At 38.0% G+C, this 14822-nt stretch carries 15 protein-coding genes; 3 read left to right on the top strand and 12 right to left on the bottom strand.

Annotated features, from left to right (window positions below):
- Position 1 precedes the first annotated feature (1 nt).
- The 6 genes from G3567_RS09900 to G3567_RS09875 all read right to left on the bottom strand — a co-directional run bounded on the left by G3567_RS09900 (position 2) and on the right by G3567_RS09875 (position 4247).
- Entirely contained in the window at positions 2-583 is a 582-nt protein-coding gene (locus tag G3567_RS09900) for a 30S ribosomal protein S16 (RefSeq protein WP_164005174.1), read from the bottom strand.
- A 143-nt stretch (positions 584-726) separates the two neighbouring features.
- Complete coding sequence (locus tag G3567_RS09895; RefSeq protein ID WP_164005173.1) at positions 727-1296, bottom strand: hypothetical protein; 570 nt, start codon at positions 1294-1296, stop codon at positions 727-729.
- A 296-nt stretch (positions 1297-1592) separates the two neighbouring features.
- Positions 1593-1982, bottom strand: coding sequence for a DUF6705 family protein (locus G3567_RS09890; protein WP_235923558.1), 390 nt, complete (start codon positions 1980-1982; stop codon positions 1593-1595).
- A 94-nt stretch (positions 1983-2076) separates the two neighbouring features.
- Complete coding sequence (locus tag G3567_RS09885; RefSeq protein ID WP_164005172.1) at positions 2077-2505, bottom strand: hypothetical protein; 429 nt, start codon at positions 2503-2505, stop codon at positions 2077-2079.
- A gap of 3 nt (positions 2506-2508) precedes the next feature.
- Positions 2509-2940 carry a hypothetical protein gene (locus G3567_RS09880; RefSeq protein ID WP_164005171.1) on the bottom strand — a complete coding sequence of 144 codons (432 nt, stop codon included), beginning with the start codon at positions 2938-2940 and terminating at the stop codon, positions 2509-2511.
- Positions 2941-2957: 17 nt separating this feature from the next.
- Entirely contained in the window at positions 2958-4247 is a 1290-nt protein-coding gene (locus G3567_RS09875) for a hypothetical protein (RefSeq protein WP_164005170.1), read from the bottom strand.
- Positions 4248-4539: 292 nt separating this feature from the next.
- Between G3567_RS09875 and G3567_RS09870 the strand changes: the two genes are divergently transcribed.
- The 3 genes from G3567_RS09870 to dinB all read left to right on the top strand — a co-directional run bounded on the left by G3567_RS09870 (position 4540) and on the right by dinB (position 8123).
- A complete protein-coding gene (locus tag G3567_RS09870; RefSeq protein WP_164005169.1) occupies positions 4540-5253 on the top strand; it encodes a 3'-5' exonuclease in 714 nt (237 codons plus the stop codon).
- Positions 5253-6911, top strand: a complete 1659-nt coding sequence (locus G3567_RS09865; RefSeq protein WP_164005168.1) for an ABC transporter ATP-binding protein — start codon at positions 5253-5255, stop codon at positions 6909-6911. The genes G3567_RS09870 and G3567_RS09865 overlap by 1 nt, the downstream gene beginning before the upstream one ends.
- Positions 6912-7019: 108 nt before the next feature.
- A complete protein-coding gene (gene dinB / locus G3567_RS09860) occupies positions 7020-8123 on the top strand; it encodes a DNA polymerase IV (RefSeq protein ID WP_164005167.1) in 1104 nt (367 codons plus the stop codon).
- 93 nt (positions 8124-8216) lie between these two features.
- On the opposite strand, the gene G3567_RS09855 is transcribed toward dinB, so the two are convergent.
- The 6 genes from G3567_RS09855 to G3567_RS09830 form a co-directional block, all read right to left on the bottom strand.
- Complete coding sequence (locus G3567_RS09855; RefSeq protein WP_164005166.1) at positions 8217-8930, bottom strand: heavy metal translocating P-type ATPase; 714 nt, start codon at positions 8928-8930, stop codon at positions 8217-8219.
- A 153-nt stretch (positions 8931-9083) separates the two neighbouring features.
- The gene (locus tag G3567_RS09850; protein ID WP_164005165.1) at positions 9084-9755 is read right to left on the bottom strand and encodes a DUF3347 domain-containing protein; all 672 of its coding nucleotides are present in this window, start codon (positions 9753-9755) and stop codon (positions 9084-9086) included.
- A 69-nt stretch (positions 9756-9824) separates the two neighbouring features.
- Positions 9825-11840, bottom strand: a complete 2016-nt coding sequence (locus tag G3567_RS09845; RefSeq protein ID WP_164005164.1) for a copper-translocating P-type ATPase — start codon at positions 11838-11840, stop codon at positions 9825-9827.
- Positions 11841-11909: 69 nt separating this feature from the next.
- Positions 11910-13187 (bottom strand): permease, encoded by a 1278-nt coding sequence (locus G3567_RS09840; RefSeq protein ID WP_205521216.1) that lies wholly within the window; start codon positions 13185-13187, stop codon positions 11910-11912.
- Positions 13188-13274: 87 nt separating this feature from the next.
- A complete protein-coding gene (locus tag G3567_RS09835; protein ID WP_164005163.1) occupies positions 13275-14591 on the bottom strand; it encodes an APC family permease in 1317 nt (438 codons plus the stop codon).
- 3 nt (positions 14592-14594) lie between these two features.
- Positions 14595-14807 (bottom strand): SHOCT domain-containing protein, encoded by a 213-nt coding sequence (locus tag G3567_RS09830; RefSeq protein ID WP_093364807.1) that lies wholly within the window; start codon positions 14805-14807, stop codon positions 14595-14597.
- Positions 14808-14822 lie beyond the last annotated feature (15 nt).

Genomic DNA, 14822 nt, shown 5'->3' with positions numbered 1-14822 from the left:
TTTAAGCCTCTTTTTTGGTTTCGTCTTCAGAAGCGTCTTCTTCAGCAGGAGTTTCAGCTTCTGCAGCAGCTTCAGCTTCAGCAGCAGCCTTAGCATCTGCTTCTTCTTTTGCTTTAGCTTCTTCCTCTTCCTGAGCCGCTTTTGCTTCAGCTTCACGCTTCGCATTCACTTCTCTTTCCGCTTCCAGTGCTTTTTGCTTTTCAGCTTCTTTAGCTTTAGCAGTTTTCTCTTCAGCAGTAGATATTTTATCTTCTTTTTCAGATATCCAGGCTTCGAATTTCTTCTCAGCTTCTTCTTCTGTCAAGGCTCCTTTGTCCACACCTGCTAACAGGTGTTTTTTCATCAAAGCGCCTTTGTAAGATAAAATACGTTTTGCAGTGTCTGTTGGCTGTGCTCCATTTCTTAACCATTTCACAGATGCATCAACATCGAGTTCAATAGTTGCAGGCTGGGTTACAGGATTGTAAATTCCTAATTTCTCAAGGTATTTACCATCTCTTTTTGAACGAACATCTGCAGCGACAACCCAGTAAAAAGGTTTTCCTTTCTTACCGTGTCTTTGTAATCTTATTTTAACTGGCATAAAAATTAAATTTTGGAGTTCACGACTCCCGTTATTAATAATGAGGTGCAAAAGTAAGTTTATTTTTTGAATTACAGAACTTTGACTTTAAGATAATTAGAATCTCTTCTGAAGTTGTTTTAAGTATAAAGTAAATTTCAGAATTAATACTTTTTTTTAGTTATTTCAATCCTTCTATTAGCGTAAATTTTGAGTTTTACTCCTCCATGAATGTTATAAGATTCAGTTGGGTTAAAGTTTTTATCATCAATAATTTTATTTCCTTTCGAATCATAAACCACTAAATGTTCTTTATCACCTAGAGATTGATTGATTATCTTAATCAATCGATTTCTTGATTTTCTTGAAAACTCGATTTCTTTATCAACAGTGCTGATATATAAGAGAACTAATTTTTTATTGATAAATGCGTATAATAAAGGTAATTTAAAATCACTGTCTTTACGTATAGAAATATATTGGTCTTTTATGGTGTAAGACGAATATATCTCATTATTAATGGCCTTTTGATTATAATAATCTAATGAAACAACAATGTATCCTGTGGTTTTAAAATTTGAAAACTCTTTTTCTTTTGTATTTATAAATGAATAAATAGATTTTTCGAGTAAACTATCAATCTCCTTTATTTCTTGAATATCAATATCTTGAGATTGTGAATAATTATATTTGAATAAACTAGTTACTAGTAAAATAATCCATAAATGTTTCATTTTTTTTAGTTTATTGAGTTTCAGGTACTGCGTAAATCACCTGAGCTTATAATACAAACTATTGCCAGTAGAAAGATTAAAATTTTTGTGTTAATTTGAAACCATTTACAGAAATAATACCAGAGAAAGACAATATTAACTTTCTCTGTTATATAAGACTTAAATACCCTTCTATTTTTTTCTGGTTAATACCATCTCAGTTGGGACTGAAAAGCCTTTTATGAAGCTTTCATCTCTATAACCTCCGCGTTCGAGTAATTTCCAACTTGCTTTACCGTCTTGAAGTAATTTAAACTCTAATACCCCAAATTTTTCATAGTCATAATCCTAAATCTTAAAGTGCCCTTTTCTAAAACATCCAGGCCATATTCCATTGCACTACTCTCAAATACTGCATTACTTTTGTAAATGTCAGATTTTCCATCATAATAATATCTCCCTACGATCCTGTCAATATAAATACCATTGACTTCAGTTATCTTTTTTAAAATTTCAAACCTGAATGTCTTGTAATTTATATTTGTTGACCAAATTCCGAGGTATTTGTTTAATAAAGCTTTATCTGTCTTGTAGTGTGTCCCTCTTTTAACATTTTCAACTTTCAATCCTTTCTTTAATGTTACTTCTTGAGCTGTTACACAACTTATATTAAGAGCAAATACTAGTATTAAAATTATTGTTTTCATTTTAATATAATTAGAGTTTTCCGAAAAATAAAAAAATCAGCTTATTCAATATTTATAGAATCTGAACAAGCTGACTTATAATATTAATTCTTTATTACAATCTAAAATTCCAAGATTGAGTGAAATCCTTGTTTACTACTAAAAAAGGTCTGGGAGGCCCCATTCTAGGTCTAAAAAATTCAGGTTTATAATCCCAAAACACATAAAAGAAATTTGATGTCTCATAAAAATAAATAATCTCTTCGTTAGATATTTTTTGATCAAATTCTTTGTAAGTTTTATTTTCTGCAATGAAAATCCTTAATGCTTTACATGCTTTTGAATCGGAAACCAATTGAATTTGACTCGTCTTTTCATTTGATGTTCCTGATTTTTGACGATAATCACTTTCGTGAAATGTTAAAAATCTTTCTATTTTGAACTTACCATAAGGACGTTCTGGACTACAAGCATTAGTCTTATCTGTTTGACTATAAACTGAAAAAGAAATTAACATAATTGAAATAAATGTTATTCCTTTCATATATTATTTATAAAATTCCCAATGTTGACTCAAATCTTTATTTACAACGATAAAAACCTGCTTAGGACCCATTCTAGGTCTATAATATTCTGGTTTAAATCCCCAAAATATATAATAAAAATTAGAGGTTTTATAATAATAAATCGTTTTTAAAGAAGTATCGATACCTTGATTAATTTGATGATATTTGTCATTTTTTTCAATAAAATTATTAAGAGCAATACATTCGCTTTCATTTTTGACTGCTGAAATTTTATCTACGCTCTCCTCTATAGTACCTGTTTTTTCTCTGTAGCTTTTTTCATTTTTAGTTAAAAAAAGTTCTACTTTAAACTTAGCGAAAGTGTGCTCCGGAGTACAACTATTTTTTTGCTCTGTTTGAGCATATGTTGACATTGTAAAAATTAGCGATAAAATCAATAATATCTTTTTCATTTTAATAATTTTTTAAGTTAGTAACCGCAACGGTTAAAGTTTTGCATATTTTCTGTTCTTGTAAAATCAAATGAAGTTATTTGTTCTCCATCTATAACGAAACCTAATATATTAAAGTTTCCAACTTCACTCGCAATAGCCATTAATAAAAAGTAGTCATCATCACTCGGTCCTCCCTGATATTCAGCTTCAGCTTGTTGACATATACTTCTTCTATCTTCTCCAAGATAAAAAGGATGTGTATGAACATAGCCTACTATGTTATCTGGAATAGTAGAAGCCCAATTTGCGGGAGGGTTTATACCACAAGGAGTTCGGCTCCAGGAAGAGTCGAATGGAATAAATCCAAAACGACCGCTATTTTCAACGATCCATCCACCTTCTTCCAATCTTGACTCCATTGGAATATCAGTGTTTAACGCCCCACTTTGTTCCCATATATCTGCAAATGCAGCCTGTAACGCAGCAGAATCTAATATTTCATCATTAGTATTGCATGGTAAAATTTCGATACATTCTCCTTCTAAATTTTGATAAAAACCTTCTGGGCAGTTTTCAGATTCAGGTTCTGGTTCTGGGTTAAGGTTTGCATCACCACCTCCACCGCCGCTAGGATTCCAGTTATTGTCACAACCCACTTCACAATTACTTTCTTCACCCCCGCCGCCTGTAGGATACATGTGTGAAAGTGAAACGTAAGGAGTTGGCAAATAAGCTGTCACTATTACTTCTTCTCCGTCAATACACCACTCGGTACCAGCAAAGTCTTCACAACTTTTAGCGTTGGAGTTATAACTAGAGTTTTTATCTAAATCCTCATAATAATTCTTATATATTTTATTTTTGATAATATATTCAATCACTAATATATTATTCTCAACCTTAAATGCTTTTATAAAATTGCCTTTTATATCTGTAATTAATAGTTCTCCAGAAAAATTACCAGGTGTAGAATGCTCAAATGGTTTTAAGCTTACAACAACACTTTGGACTTCACCATCAATTTCTAACAACGCAATTCTACTCTGCAAATGTTTATAAGTGGTTGTTACGGGTATGACCGCCAATTCCTCATCAGTATTGGTTATATCTTCATAATTGATTTCCTCTGAAATCGAAGTGATAAAAGAATTTCCTGAACCTGAACTATTTTTCTTCCAGCTTTGACTTAAAAATGCTTGCGCATCTTCTAAAGCTACTGTTTTAAGGCGATTTTCTTGTTCTATGATACTATCCTCTTTTTCACAGCTGTAAATGACGAGCAAAAGTGAAAAAAGCAATAGCAGTTGAATCGGTAGTGTTTTCATTCATATATATGTTAGTTATTATTTTATTTGAAGTCGACTTATTAAAATAATAACTAAGGAAAACCATATAAAAGGCTTATGCGGTCATAGAATGTATTGCTCGGCTGTGTGTGTGTGTGAAATCACTTTGCAACTTATTAACAAAGCAATACTAACACCTTATCACTTAAAGAGATTACGGTTCAACCGTACTTTTACTGCGGTAAAACCGTAAATCTTAAGTTCAACTATCTCTATTCTAATACTTCTTCAAAAATTACCTAACTTAGTTATCCTGAAACACCGCTGAAGCATGCTACACAAACTCAACCTGGAACACATCCTCTTTCTGGACATTGAAACCGTTCCTGAACAGGAGGACTTTGCGGGATTAACTCCCGTGAAACAAAAACTATATGCCGATAAAACGCAGTACCAGCGGAAAGAAGAGTTTACAGCTGAAGAATTTTATGAGCGTGCCGGCATCTGGGCAGAATTTGGAAAAATCGTATGCATTTCGGTGGGGTATTTTAACTTTAAAGGGGAAGAGAGAAAATTCAGAACCACCAGCTTTTTTGGTGAAGAAGATGACTTACTGAAACGTTTCAAGATTCTGGTTGAAGATTATTTCAGCCTACCTCAGCATCTCATGTGCGGTCACAATGCCAAGGAATTCGATTTTCCCTACATCGCCAGACGCATGCTGATTCACGGGATTTCACTGCCCGAAAAACTCCAGTTTTTCGGGAAAAAGCCCTGGGAAATTCCGCACCTGGATACGCTGGAACTATGGAAGTTCGGGGATTATAAACACTATACCTCTTTGAAATTGCTCACCGAACTTTTCGATATTCCCTCTCCAAAGGATGACATTGACGGCAGCCAGGTGAGAGACGTGTACTACAAAGAAAAAGATATTGATAGAATTGTAACCTACTGCGAAAAAGACGTTATTGCAGTAGCGCAGGTTATCTTGAAACTTCGCCAGGAAGAACTTTTGGAAGATCACGAACTTATCTCTGTCTAATGCTTAAAGTCAGTAACCTCAACATACACTTTGGAGATGAACACGTCATCAAGAACGTCAGTTTTGATCTGCAACCCAATCAAATTCTTGGCATTGTAGGGGAATCCGGCTCTGGGAAGTCGGTGTCGACCTTGTCCATTCTGGGTCTACTCGGTGCAAAAGCTAAGGTAGAAGGGTCCATTTTATTTCAAGATCGAGAACTGACGAAGTCTAGTGAGCAACAATTTCAGCAGATTCGAGGCAATGACATTTCGATGATTTTTCAGGAACCTATGAGTTCGCTGAATCCTTCGATGCGCTGCGGAAAACAGGTCGAAGAAGTCTTGATACGGCATAAACAATTATCTAAAGCTGAAGTAAAACAAGAAGTCCTGAGCCTTTTTGAAAAGGTGAAATTACCCAGGCCCGAAGCTATTTTCAAAAGTTATCCCCACCAAATCAGTGGCGGGCAAAAGCAACGCGTCATGATTGCCATGGCGATTGCCTGCAAACCCAAAATCCTGATTGCAGACGAACCCACTACGGCTTTAGACGTCACGGTGCAGAAGGAAATCCTGAAACTGCTTAAATCTTTACAACAAGAAACGGAGATGAGTATCATCTTCATTTCTCACGACCTGGCCTTGGTGTCTGAACTGGCAGACCGGGTAGCAGTCATGTACCAGGGTGAAATTGTGGAACAGGACGATGTGGTCAACATCTTTAAAAATGCCAGACACCAGTATACCAAAGCGCTTTTGGCTTCCAAACCTTCTACCCGGCACCGCCTTAAAGCCTTGCCTACGGTTAAAGATTATATGCAGGAAGTTCCAAACGCTGCCATAGAAACTTCAGAAGAACGGAAAAAAAGACATGAGCTCATATACTCCAGACCCCCTTTGCTTGAAGTGAGGAACGTCAAAAAAACCTTTATCTCCAATGCGGGCTGGTTTGAGAAAACTGAAAAAGTAAATGCCGTGGACGACGTGAGTTTCAAGATTTACGAGGGTGAAACTCTGGGGCTTGTGGGGGAATCCGGTTGCGGAAAATCCACCTTGGGCAATGCCATTTTGAGGCTGGATGATCCCACTGAAGGAGAGATTTTATACCAGGGCAAGTCCATTACCAGACTCAAAGGTGAAGCTTTAAGACACCTCAGAAAAGACATTCAGCTTATTTTTCAGGATCCGTTTTCGAGTCTAAATCCACGACTTTCGGTAGGCAAAACCATTATGGAACCCATGAAGGTACATGGCCTCTATGGCAATGCAGCATCGAGACGGGAAAAAACCATACAGATTTTGAAACGCGTGGGGCTGTCTGAAGAGCATTTCGACAGGTATCCGCATGAATTTAGCGGGGGGCAGCGTCAACGTATCGGCATTGCCAGAACCATTGCCGTAGAACCTAAACTGATTATTTGTGATGAGTCGGTATCGGCTTTGGATATTTCGGTACAGGCCCAGGTCTTAAATTTGCTCAACGAACTCAAATCTGATTTTGGATTTACCTATATCTTTATCTCACACGATTTGGCGGTCGTCAAGTACATGGCCGATCAGCTTTTGGTAATGCATCAGGGCAAAATCGTAGAACGTGGAGAAGCGGATGCGGTGTATGCCCATCCGGAAAAAGCCTACACCAAACAACTTATTGAAGCGATTCCAAAAGGGTTATAACTTACATGAAATTCCTCCGTGACCTTGGTGCATCCGTGGTGAAATAGAACCACTAAGTCACAGAGAGCACAACGCATTATTTCCCTAGTACTTTATGTATTTTTGTCTATGGATTTTCGAAAACATCTTCGCAAAATTATCCACGTCGATATGGATGCCTTTTACGCCTCTGTAGAACAATTGGATGATCCCAGTTTGAAAGGCAAAGCGCTGGCCGTTGGGGGAAGTTCCAAACGCGGAGTCGTGGCGGCGGCGAGTTATGAAGCCCGGAAATACGGCGTAAAAAGTGCGATGAGTGGAAGGCAGGCCGCTCGGCTTTGTCCGCATTTAATATTTGTAAGACCCCGATTTGAGCGCTACAAGGAAATCTCTCAGCAAATCCGCAAAATCTTTTTTGAATACACCGATTTGGTCGAGCCGCTTTCTCTGGATGAGGCTTATCTGGATGTTACGGTAAATAAATTCAACTTCCCCAGCGCGACGGTTCTGGCCAGGGAAATCAGAGAAAAAATTAAAGCTAAGACCGGACTCAATGCCTCCGCCGGAATTTCCATCAATAAGTTTATCGCTAAAGTTGCCAGCGACATCAATAAACCCAATGGTCAAAAAACAATTCCACCGGAAGACGTCATTGACTTTCTGGAACAGCTGGACATCAGGAAATTTTATGGTGTGGGGAAAGTGACTCAGGATAAAATGTACCGACTGGGGATTTTTACCGGTGCTGACCTTAAGCTCAAAACCCTGGACTATCTCCAGAAGCACTTTGGAAAAAGCGGCTCCCATTACTATAATGTGGTGCGCGGGATTCATTTAAGTGAAGTTAAGACCTCCCGAATTCGCAAATCACTCGGCGCCGAACGCACCTTTTCTGAAAATATTTCCTCTGAAATTTACATGCTCGAAAAGCTTGAGGATATCGCTGAGGAAGTGGAGAGACGACTCAAAACCAGTCGGGTTGCAGGAAAAACCATCACCTTGAAATTGAAATACAGCGATTTTAGCGTGCAAACCCGAAGCAAAACCCTGAAGCTTTTTATCGCCTCCAAAGCTTTGATCATGGAAGAAACCAAGGCCTTACTTTACCAGGAGCCCATCAAAGATTCCATCCGCCTGCTGGGGATTTCATTGTCCAACCTCAACACAGAACAAACCAAATCAGTGAAAAAACCTTCCATTCCAAACGAAGAACAGTTGAAACTACCGTTTTAAAAAACTTAATTTATATAAGGTTTCTCCGTGCCCTTTGTATCTCCGTGGTGAAAAATTACAAGCATAAGAGACACAGAGATCACAAAGTTTACTTTAAAACAACAACATCCAGACTGCCATGACCAGCATGATGGTATTTTCAATAAAGGTCGCTTCGGTCATAGGAAGATTGAGCGCCGTTCCCAAACAGGCACACTTGATGACTTTTTTGGAGAACAGAGAGCGGGTGACACCTATCGTGGTAATTCCTAGAACAACAATCGTGGCGACCAAAGCTATATCGATTTCAAATCGCATCAGGAACATGAGTCCGAGAGCGGTTTCTATAAACGGATACACCCACCCATAAGCAGGCAGGACTTTGGCTAGAGGGTCGTACATCCTAAAAGATTCTGGAAATCCGGTATAATCCAGAAATTTGAAAAAACTAAAGACCATATAAAAAAGGCCCATAAAGTCAAACATAAAACTGCTGAGTTTCCAGTCGCTAAAATTCAGCAAAATGGAAGCTGCAGTGATGTAACCAAAGATTAAAAACAAGGGAAACAGCTGCTGTGCCTTAGACTGGTCCTGGATGTTTTGACCAGGCTTGTCTTCAAAATCAGATTTTTTTGAAATCGTGTATTTATCTGAAAGTGCCTTTTGAAGCGTCTCCAAATCCATATGCTTTTCCATATCGATTTTAGCTTCTTCGGCTTCCAAATCAACGCTCACCGATTTCACATGGTCTAAATCTTTAAGACTTTCTTCTACACTGGCTCTGCAATGCTGGCAAGTCATGCCGGAAACTTTATAGGTATGTGTCATGTTTTATTTAAAAATACTATTATTTAAAGAGCTGCATTCAACATTATCATCAACATAACGGTAAATACTAATATTGTCTAAGCAATTCATGTAAACTCCTTGAATATATTGGAGCTATTTAGCTTAATTACTTGAATAGAAATAAAGCCATTCTTATTTTAAAGCAATCGTCTGTTTTACAGAACCGCATTTCATCATTTTGCTTCCGAAAAGTGGATTTTTAATGTCTTTAGATTCGCTTAACCAAGCGCCACCTGTATTATCAGCATACATCGGACAGTACTGCTGATAAAGTACTCTGTCTGAACCAGTGACAGCTAACATGTCTTTCATATGAAGATTAATTTGGGCAAAATGCTCTCTTTGATGTGCCATATCACTTTTAGAGATATGCTCTCCGTGTTCTTTCATCACTTTCAAGATTTCTTTCATTTCCTGTTGCTGAGAAGTCTCAACTTGACTCATTTCAAATGCATTAGCAGATTGTACTAAACGTTCACCTGCTTTGGCTGCGGCATCTTTATCATCATTTGTCAGCGCATTTTTAATGGCTAAATAGTTATCGATTAAGGAAGAAGCTGTTTTGCTTTCTTTTACCATCATATCAGACTCCTCAGTCATTGTATGATTCGCTTCATCCATCATTTCGTCATCATCTATCATTTCACCATCATGATCATGATCCATTCGTTCATCATGCATTTCCTGGTCATGCAGATGGTCAGCATCAGTATTGTCTTCTTTTTTCTTATCGACACATGCCACTGATAGCGTTATGAGTCCGATTAAGACTGTTCTCGATAAGATTACATTTACATTTTTCATTGTTATTGAATTTTGAATTAAGGGTTAAATAGTTAATTGTTCATTTTTTATAATCAACTTTTGCGTTGATTACTTCATTTGTTTTTTTAAGAGTTGCGCATTGACTGCCACAATTACAGTACTCAAGCTCATCAAAACAGCACCTAGGGCGGGGCTTAAGATAATTCCTACTCCAGCCAAAACTCCAGCTGCCAGCGGAACTGCAATAATATTATATCCAGCTGCCCACCAAAGGTTTTGCATCATTTTTTTATAAGTGGCTGTGCCAAATAAAATTAGGTTTGCAATGTCTTTAGGATTACTGTTGACCAAAATAATATCTGCTGTTTCTGCCGCAACATCCGTTCCAGAACCAACCGCAATACCAACATCCGCTTGAGCCAGAGCAGGGGCATCATTCACCCCGTCACCCGTCATGGCAACAAACTCCCCTTTTTCCTGTAAGTCTTTGATAATGCTTTGTTTGTCTTCAGGAAGAACTTCAGCATAATAATCATCTAAGGAAAGCTCTTCACTTACCGCTTTAGCCACCTGTTCATTGTCTCCTGTGGCCATAATCACTTTAATGCCTCTGTCTTTCAAGGTTTTTATAGCGGATAAGGATTCAGGTCTGATTTCGTCTGCTAAAGCAATAAATCCAGCCAACTTAGCATCTATCGTCACAAAAACTACCGTCTCATCTTTAGATTTGAAAGCCTCTGAAGGAATTTCAATGTCCTGTTCTTTCAACATTCCCGGACTCACAATTTTAATTTCCTGATCATTTAAAGTTGCTTGTATCCCTTTCCCTGTGATATTCTGAAAGCTTGATGCTTCCTGTAAATCCAGATTTTGAGATTTGGCTTTTCGAACTATTCCTGAAGCAATTGGATGTTCTGAACTGTTTTCAAGCGAAGCTGCGATTTGAAGCAATTCATCATCGGATTGATTTTCTAAAACTGATTTATAACGCGTCACCCCAAATTTTCCTTGGGTTAAGGTTCCTGTTTTATCGAAAATAATAGCTGAGATTTTCCTTGAATTTTCAAAAGCAGTTCTGTTTCGAATCAGAAGTCCATTTTTGGCAGAAACAGCTGTAGAAATGGCAACAACCAAAGGCACAGCCAAACCGAGTGCGTGTGGACATGAAATAATCATGACCGTCACTGTTCTCTCTAAAGCATATTCAAATTCCTTACCTAAACTCAGCCAAACAATCAAGGTGATAATACCTGCACCTAACGCCACATAAAACAACCAAGCCGCTGCTTTATTTGCCAGGTTTTGAGTTTTGGATTTGGTTTTTTGAGCTTCTTCCACCATGCCAATCACTTTTGACAAATAAGAGTCTTTACCGGTGTGCTGCACTTTTATTTTTAAAGAGCCATTATCATTTATTGATCCGCCAATGACTTCATCCTCTTCGTGCTTGGCAACGGGCTTGGACTCCCCTGTGAGCATCGATTCATTGACATGACTTTCTCCTTCAATCACCTGGCCATCCGCTGGAATCTTTTCACCGGGTTTTACCAGAATAACATCTTCATTTTTTAAGTCGTCTATAGAAACCTCTTCGTGCTCCCCATCTTCTTTTATTCGACGAGCGGTGGAAGGCATCATTTTAGCCAGTTCTTCTAAAGCATTGGAGGCTCCCATCACCGATTTCATTTCTATCCAGTGACCCAGAAGCATGATGACTATTAAACTGGCCAGCTCCCAAAAGAATATTTTACCCTCCAAACCAAAGACAACCGCAGAGCTATAAAAATAGGCCACCGAAATAGCCAGCGCAATCAAGGTCATCATACCTGGTGTCTTCTCTTTAATTTCATCAACCAGGCCTTTTAAAAACGGCCAGCCTCCATAAAAGAAAACAAAGGAAGAAAGTCCAAATTGAAGATAGCGATCCCACTTGAATCGAAATTCATACCCAACTAAATCTTGTATCATCGGAGCCAAAACTACAATAGGCAACATAATGACTAATGAAATCCAAAATCGCTTTTTGAAATCTTCAATCATCATTTTATGGTGGTCGTGATGAGAGCGATCATCACCTGAATGCTCATGCTCATCTTTTGAATGATTGTTTTGATGTTGTCCCATAATTTTTAATTTTCCAATTTGGATATTTAGAAGTACGCTTTGGCATTATGTATCTTTTAGACCTTAACGCTATATCAGATATAAAATCAAACCAATGATGACAATGGAACTAAAGAGATAAACAGCCACTTTTTTGAAAGAAATCCCGCCACTTCCATGATCGTGATCATGACCTCCGCCTTCTTTCATGTTCTTGGTTTTAAAATTGAAATAAAGCATCAGTGCGGCAAGAACGGCAAATAGAATATTAAAATAGAAGGTATAATCCATCTTAAACTGTGTCACTTCAGCTACCTTACGACTGCCTTCGGGCAAGACTCCAAAAAATTCGAAGCTATAATTGAGTATCAAGGCTGTAATAACAATACTCACATACATCACTCCGGCTATATAAAGTGCTATACGCGGACCATAGTATTTCCGATTGATATTGACCAAAGGTGGTACCATAAGATCCGAATAAATAAAGCCCATAAGTCCGGCAAACATCACTCCATTTTCGTTAAGCACTGTGGCAAGAGGGATGTTTCCCATAGATCCAATAAATGTGGCGGCAGCCACAAAAGGAGCTACAAGTGCATTCTCTATCCGAATGACGAAATCGGGTATCTGTCCTTGCAAATTATTAAGAAAAATAGCCTCCCAAAACGACTGTGGCACTAAGACCGACACAAAGCCAGCTACCGTAAAACCAATCAAAATATCTTTCCAGGCCATTTTCCATTCCATGACAAAGTTTTTACCAACCAAAAACCAGCCTTCCTTCGATTTTATTCGTTTCTTCCAGTCGAAATCCTCTTCTTCATCAGATTCCTCCTCTACTTTTTCACGTGCCGCTTTGATCCATTTCTTTGGGTAGGTAAGTTTGATAAGTATAGAACTTATAACTATAAGTAATAATCCACCAATTATTTCTGCCAGTACAAATTCCCAGCCTAGAAAAATGAATATTAATATCCCAAGTTCGATGACAAGGTTGGTGGAAGCAAACATGAATGCTATTGTACTTACAAAGTGTGCGCCTTTTAAAAACAGCGATCTGGCTGCAGCCAGTGCCGCAAAAGAACAGGACGAAGAGATGGTTCCAAATAAAGTAGATAATGAAACGCTTTTCACATCGCTCTCACCCATGTGTCGTGTAAGCTTCTTTTTAGGTACAAAAGCCTGAATGGCACCACTTATTATATAGCCCAATACAAAAGCCCAGCCTGCCTTCCAGAAAAATCCTACTGCGGTTTTGGCGCTTTCTCCCCACAAGCTAAAAAAACCTTCAGAATCCCCTTGAGCAAAAGATAGCATTGGAAAAATCGCAAACAGACCTACTAAAATTATTACTTTATTTTTCATATTAAATTAAATTTTTTTGAATTAATAATTAAGAAATACTAAACTCATTTTAAAAATCTGTCATTTTTTTTAGGTAGGATTTATGCCTCAACTTTCAATGAATTCAGATTTGTCAGTTCTGTTTAAAAACCATTTTTCACCTATAAAAACGATGAGCATAATGCCTGCAGAAACAATCAGAACCAAAATATCGGAAGACAACTTTATCCATAAAAAAGCAACCAGAACTATAAGATCTAAAACCAATGCGGTTATCAAAATAACAGCATTGGCCTTCACCTCCTTTCTTAAGTGTTTGAAAACTCCCCAGTGAATGATCATGTCCATAACCAAATAAAATATAGCTCCCATAGATGCAATCCTGGAAAGGTCGAAAAATACGGTCAGGACAATGGCAATGACTACCGTGTAAACCAGCATATGCTTTTGAATTCGTCCAGGCATTCCAAAATGGCTGTGTGGAATCAATTTCATGTCGGTGAGCATAGCTGTCATTCTGGAAACGGCAAAAATACTGGCAATTATTCCTGAAATGGTTGCTACAATGGCAATACCCACTGTAAAATACAAGCCATAATCCCCAAAAGCAGGCTTTGCAGCTTCAGCCAGAGAATAATCTTTGGCTTTGATAATTTCAGAAATCGAAAGACTGGAATTTACGGCATAAGCCACCAGGAAATAAACCACCGTGCATATCAATAATGAAATAATAATAGATCGACCTACATTTTTCTTAGGCTTAGTGATTTCATCTCCGCTATTGGTAATGGTGGTAAATCCTTTATAGGCCAAAATAGAAAGAGCCAAAGCTCCGATATAACTGGCTGCTGAATAGTCTGTGCTTTCAGAAGGTTTAGGTATCAGACCCTCTAATGAAAATCCAACTGCCCACAAAGCCCCTACTGCAAAAATCAAAATCCCTGCAATTTTGACAAATGCCATCACCAGGGAAGATTTTCCAATCAGTCGATTGCCGGAAATATTGATCAAAAAAGCAAAAATTAATAATCCCACCCCCAAAACAGGAATCCAAAGCGCTTTATTTTCAACGGTAAAAAGTTGCAGCGTATAGGATCCAAAAGTTCTGGCAACCAGACTTTCATTGATGACCATCGATAAGGCCATCAATAAAGAAGCAGAAGCCGTAATGGTCGTTTTGCCATAGGCTTTTTGCAAAATCATAGCAATGCCTCCTGCAGAAGGATACGCGTTGGAAACTTTGATATAAGAATATGCACTAAAGCCAGAAATGACTGCGCCCAGCAGAAAGATATAAGGAAACCATGTACCCGAAAGTTCTGCTACCTGACCAAGAAGTGCAAATATTCCTGCTCCTATCATGACACCCGTCCCTAGAGCGACAGACCCCAATAAACTTAAACTTCCTTTTTTATACTGGCCCATGAATTAACCCGCTTTTTCCAGTTCGGCTTTTCGTTTTTCGAATTCCTCATCATCAATTTCACCCTTAGCATAGCGATTTTTGAGGGTTTCTAATGGCGTTGAAGTCGTGCTGGGATTCTCTGTTGAGTTAGGCTTTCTTTTAAAAACACCACTCCCTCTTACTGCCATAAATAAAACAACTATAAGTATTAAGCCTATAATCCATCCGTACATCATAATTTTTGAATTTTA

This window comes from Psychroflexus aurantiacus, from assembly GCF_010820555.1.
Lineage (GTDB): Bacteria > Bacteroidota > Bacteroidia > Flavobacteriales > Flavobacteriaceae > Psychroflexus > Psychroflexus aurantiacus.
The sequence above is the reverse complement of the archived record's forward strand: the minus strand, read 5'-3'. Positions and strand labels throughout refer to the sequence as shown.

What these genes read in the sequence shown, in the direction of transcription:
- G3567_RS09895 (WP_164005173.1), bottom strand. Translation starts at nt 1,296, where the DNA reads ATGAAACATTTATGGATTATTTTACTAGTAACTAGTTTATTCAAATAT.
- G3567_RS09880 (WP_164005171.1), bottom strand. Translation starts at nt 2,940, where the DNA reads ATGAAAAAGATATTATTGATTTTATCGCTAATTTTTACAATGTCAACA.
- G3567_RS09890 (WP_235923558.1), bottom strand. Translation starts at nt 1,982, where the DNA reads ATGAAAACAATAATTTTAATACTAGTATTTGCTCTTAATATAAGTTGT.
- dinB (WP_164005167.1), top strand. Translation starts at nt 7,020, where the DNA reads ATGGATTTTCGAAAACATCTTCGCAAAATTATCCACGTCGATATGGAT.
- G3567_RS09865 (WP_164005168.1), top strand. Translation starts at nt 5,253, where the DNA reads ATGCTTAAAGTCAGTAACCTCAACATACACTTTGGAGATGAACACGTC.
- G3567_RS09855 (WP_164005166.1), bottom strand. Translation starts at nt 8,930, where the DNA reads ATGACACATACCTATAAAGTTTCCGGCATGACTTGCCAGCATTGCAGA.
- G3567_RS09845 (WP_164005164.1), bottom strand. Translation starts at nt 11,840, where the DNA reads ATGGGACAACATCAAAACAATCATTCAAAAGATGAGCATGAGCATTCA.
- G3567_RS09850 (WP_164005165.1), bottom strand. Translation starts at nt 9,755, where the DNA reads ATGAAAAATGTAAATGTAATCTTATCGAGAACAGTCTTAATCGGACTC.
- G3567_RS09840 (WP_205521216.1), bottom strand. Translation starts at nt 13,187, where the DNA reads ATGAAAAATAAAGTAATAATTTTAGTAGGTCTGTTTGCGATTTTTCCA.
- G3567_RS09835 (WP_164005163.1), bottom strand. Translation starts at nt 14,591, where the DNA reads ATGGGCCAGTATAAAAAAGGAAGTTTAAGTTTATTGGGGTCTGTCGCT.
- G3567_RS09885 (WP_164005172.1), bottom strand. Translation starts at nt 2,505, where the DNA reads ATGAAAGGAATAACATTTATTTCAATTATGTTAATTTCTTTTTCAGTT.
- G3567_RS09900 (WP_164005174.1), bottom strand. Translation starts at nt 583, where the DNA reads ATGCCAGTTAAAATAAGATTACAAAGACACGGTAAGAAAGGAAAACCT.
- G3567_RS09870 (WP_164005169.1), top strand. Translation starts at nt 4,540, where the DNA reads ATGCTACACAAACTCAACCTGGAACACATCCTCTTTCTGGACATTGAA.
- G3567_RS09830 (WP_093364807.1), bottom strand. Translation starts at nt 14,807, where the DNA reads ATGATGTACGGATGGATTATAGGCTTAATACTTATAGTTGTTTTATTT.
- G3567_RS09875 (WP_164005170.1), bottom strand. Translation starts at nt 4,247, where the DNA reads ATGAAAACACTACCGATTCAACTGCTATTGCTTTTTTCACTTTTGCTC.